At 71.2% G+C, this 3,516-nt stretch carries 3 protein-coding genes; all 3 read right to left on the reverse strand.

What is annotated here, in order from left to right; translation table 11 throughout:
* Positions 1–211 precede the first annotated feature (211 nt).
* The 3 genes from ACFWXO_RS03650 to ACFWXO_RS03660 are packed head-to-tail and all read right to left on the reverse strand — an operon-like array spanning position 212 to position 3,370.
* On the reverse strand, positions 212–1,258 hold the full coding sequence (locus tag ACFWXO_RS03650; RefSeq protein ID WP_375891536.1) for an ABC transporter ATP-binding protein: 1,047 nt from the start codon (positions 1,256–1,258) through the stop codon (positions 212–214).
* A 34-nt stretch (positions 1,259–1,292) separates the two neighbouring features.
* Positions 1,293–2,363 carry an ABC transporter ATP-binding protein gene (locus ACFWXO_RS03655; protein WP_375891535.1) on the reverse strand — a complete coding sequence of 357 codons (1,071 nt, stop codon included), beginning with the start codon at positions 2,361–2,363 and terminating at the stop codon, positions 1,293–1,295.
* A complete protein-coding gene (locus ACFWXO_RS03660) occupies positions 2,360–3,370 on the reverse strand; it encodes an ABC transporter permease (protein ID WP_375891534.1) in 1,011 nt (336 codons plus the stop codon). The genes ACFWXO_RS03655 and ACFWXO_RS03660 overlap by 4 nt, the downstream gene beginning before the upstream one ends.
* Positions 3,371–3,516: the final 146 nt, after the last annotated feature.

Genomic DNA, 3,516 nt, shown 5'->3' on the forward strand with positions numbered 1-3,516 from the left:
CGCGGCCCGGCCCGCCCTGCCCGGCGCGGGGCGGGGCGGACCCCCGCCCCCCGCACGCGGTGCGGCGGCCCGCCCCCGGGCCCCGGGGGCGGGCGGCCTCTTCTCGTCGGTGCCCGAGTGCTCAGGCGTTCTCGGGGCTGTGCCTAATCGTTCCCCTCGGTCCCCTCGGGGAAGTGCCTACGCGTTCCCCTCGGTCCCCTCGGGGCTGTGCCTAATCGTTCCCCTCGGTCCCCTCGGGGAAGTGGCACGCCACCTGGTGGCCGGTCCGCAGTGCCGTCAGCGGCGGTTCCTGGCTCGCGCACACGTCCTGTGCCTTCCAGCAGCGGGTGCGGAACCGGCAGCCGCTGGGCGGGTTGATCGGCGAGGGCACGTCGCCCTTGAGCAGGATCCGCTCGCGCCCGCCCTGCTGGCGCCGGCGCGGGTCCGGCACCGGGACGGCCGACATCAGGGCGGTGGTGTACGGGTGCATCGGGCTGCGGTAGAGCGAGTCGCGGTCGGCGATCTCGACGATCTTGCCGAGGTACATCACCGCCACCCGGTCGGAGACGTGCCGGACCACCGAGAGGTCGTGCGCGATGATCAGGTAGGTCAGGCCGAGCTCCTGCTGGAGGTCGTCGAGCAGGTTGACCACCTGCGCCTGGATCGACACGTCCAGCGCCGAAACCGGCTCGTCCGCGATGATCATCTTCGGCTTGAGCGCGAGCGCCCGGGCGATGCCGATGCGCTGGCGCTGGCCGCCGGAGAACTCGTGCGGGTAGCGGTTGTAGTGCTCGGGGCTGAGCCCGCACAGCTCCAGCAGGTCCTGGACGGCCTTCTTGACGCCGCCCTCGGGGTGGACCCCCTGCAGCTTGAACGGCGCGCTGACGATGGTGCCGACGGTGTGCCGCGGGTTCAGCGAGGAGTACGGGTCCTGGAAGATCATCTGGATGTCGCGGCGCAGCGGCCGCATCGCCCCGGTGCCCAGGTGGGTGATGTCGGTGCCCTCGAACTCGACCGTCCCGCCGGTGGGTTCGTCGAGCCGGGTGACCAGCCGCCCCATCGTCGACTTGCCGCAGCCGGACTCGCCGACGACGCCCAGCGTCTCGCCGGCGTTGACGGTGAAGTCGATGCCGTCGACGGCCCGCACCGCGCCGGTCTGGCGCCGCAGCAGTCCGCCGCGGATCGGGAAGTGCCGGGTCAGGCCGGTGACCTTCAACAGCGGCTCGCGCTCGGGGGCGGGCGCCGGTGCAGGGATGGTGGCCCCCTGAGTGTCCGTCATCGGTTCTCTCCAGAATGGTGGTACGGGGCCGGGCTCACAGCCGGGGCGCGATCTCTTCGGCGAAGATGCGGTGCCGCTCGTCGGCCGCCAGGTGGCAGGCCGCGAAGTGCCCGGGCGCGGCCTCGGTCAGCACCGGGACCTCGCCCGTGGAGCGCCCGCCGGTCAGGTCGGCGTACGGGCAGCGCGGGTGGAAGGCGCAGCCGGACGGCACGTTGATCAGGCTGGGCGGGGTGCCCCGGACCGGTACCAGCCGGTCCTGCAGTTCCCGGTCCAGTCGCGGCATCGAGCCCAGCAGGCCCCAGGTGTAGGGGTGTTCGGGCGCGTCGAAGAGGGTCTCGGCGGGCCCGCGCTCGATGCACTTGCCGCCGTACATGACCAGGATGTCGTCGGCGAGCTCGGCGACCACCCCGAGGTCGTGGGTGATGATGATGACGGCGGAGCCGAACTCCTGCTGGAGGTCCCGGATGAGGTCCAGGATCTGCGCCTGGACGGTGACGTCCAGGGCAGTGGTGGGCTCGTCGGCGATCAGCAGCGAGGGGTCGTTGACCAGGGCCATGGCGATCATGGCGCGCTGGCGCATGCCGCCGGAGAACTGGTGCGGGTAGTCGTCCACCCGGCGGTCCGGCTGCGGGATGCCGACCCGGTCGAGCATCTCGATCGCGCGGGTCCTGGCCTGCCGCTTGGAGGCCTGGGGGTGGTGCACCCGGTAGGCCTCGACGATCTGCTGCCCCACCGTGTAGTAGGGGTGCATCGCGGTCAGCGGGTCCTGGAAGATCATCGCCAGTTCCCGGCCGCGCAGTTGGCGCACCCGGTCGGGCCCGGCCGCGATCAGGTCCTCGCCGTCGAGCCGGATCTCGCCGCTGATCCGGGCCCGCTTGGAGCGGTGCAGGCCCATGATGCCGAGCGAGGTGACGGACTTCCCGGAGCCGGACTCGCCGACGATGCCGAGGGTGCGGCCCTTGTGCAGGTCGAAGCTGACCCCGTCCACCGAGCGGACCAGGCCGTCGTCGGTGTCGAAGTGGATCCGCAGGTCGCGCACGGACAGGAAGGGGTCGCCCGGAGAGTTGGACGCGGCGTCCGCCGGGTTCTTCTGGAGGTCGGTCACGAGAGCCTCACGCGGGGGTCGACGAGGGCGTACAGGAGGTCGACCACGAGGTTGCAGGCGACGATGAAGAAGGCGGCCAGCAGGGTGACGCCGAGGATCTTGGGCAGGTCGTTGTCGGAGATCGCCTGGACGGCGAACTGGCCGATGCCCTTGAGCGAGAAGACCTGCTCGGTGATCAGCGCACCGCCGAGCAGCAGACCGAGGTCCATGCCGAAGATGGTGACGATCGGGGTGAGCGCGGAGCGCAGGCCGTGCTTGACCACCACCTTGCGCTCGGCCAGGCCCTTGGCCCGGGCGGTGCGGATGTAGTCCTCGCTCATCGTCTCCAGCATTCCGGCGCGGGTGAGCCGGGCGTAGAGCGCGGAGTAGAGGAAGGCCAGCGAGACCCACGGGAGGATCAGGTTGCGGGCCCACATCAGCGGGTCGGCGGAGAAGTCGACGTACTCCAGGTTGTCCAGGATCGGCCACTCGTAGCTGAACACGGTCAGCAGCAGGGCGCCGGTGAAGAAGACCGGGAGCGAGACGCCGGCCAGGGCGATGCCCATGGAGAGCCGGTCGAAGATCGAGCGCGGCTTGAGGGCGGAGATCACGCCGGTGGTGACGCCGGAGACCAGCCAGAGCACCGCCGCGCCGATGGCGAGCGAGATGGTGACCGGGATCCGGCTGGTCATCTCCGGCCAGACCTCCAGGTGGTTCTTGAAGGAGTAGCCGAAGCAGGGCACGTGGCAGGTGGCCGGTTCCGGGCCGAACTTGTACTCGGCGCCGGTGACCAGCGCCTTGAGGAAGTTCCAGTACTGGGTGTACAGCGGCTGGTCGAAGCCGAGGTTCTGCTTGACCGCCTGGATCGCCTCGGGCGAGGGGTTCTTCCCGATGTACTGCGCGGCCAGCTGGTCGGTGGTCTCGCCGGCGATGCGCGGGAGCAGGAAGAAGATCGCGAAGGTGACCGCGCTGACGACGACCAGCAGCGCCGCGGCCGCGAGGATCCTGCGGATGATGTAGGCAAACACAGTTGGGCGGCTCCGGCGGCCCCGGCCCCCCCCGGGGGTGGGCGCGGGCGGGCGGGGGGCCGCGCGGGCCAACACCGACAAGCGGGGGGAGCCCCGCCCTGGTATGGGGGTGGGGGGGGGGGGTGTGTTGGTCGGCACCCACCAAC

The sequence above is a fragment of the Kitasatospora sp. NPDC059088 genome (assembly GCF_042738155.1).
Lineage (GTDB): Bacteria > Actinomycetota > Actinomycetes > Streptomycetales > Streptomycetaceae > Kitasatospora.

What these genes read in the sequence shown, in the direction of transcription:
- ACFWXO_RS03650 (WP_375891536.1), bottom strand. Translation starts at nt 1,258, where the DNA reads ATGACGGACACTCAGGGGGCCACCATCCCTGCACCGGCGCCCGCCCCC.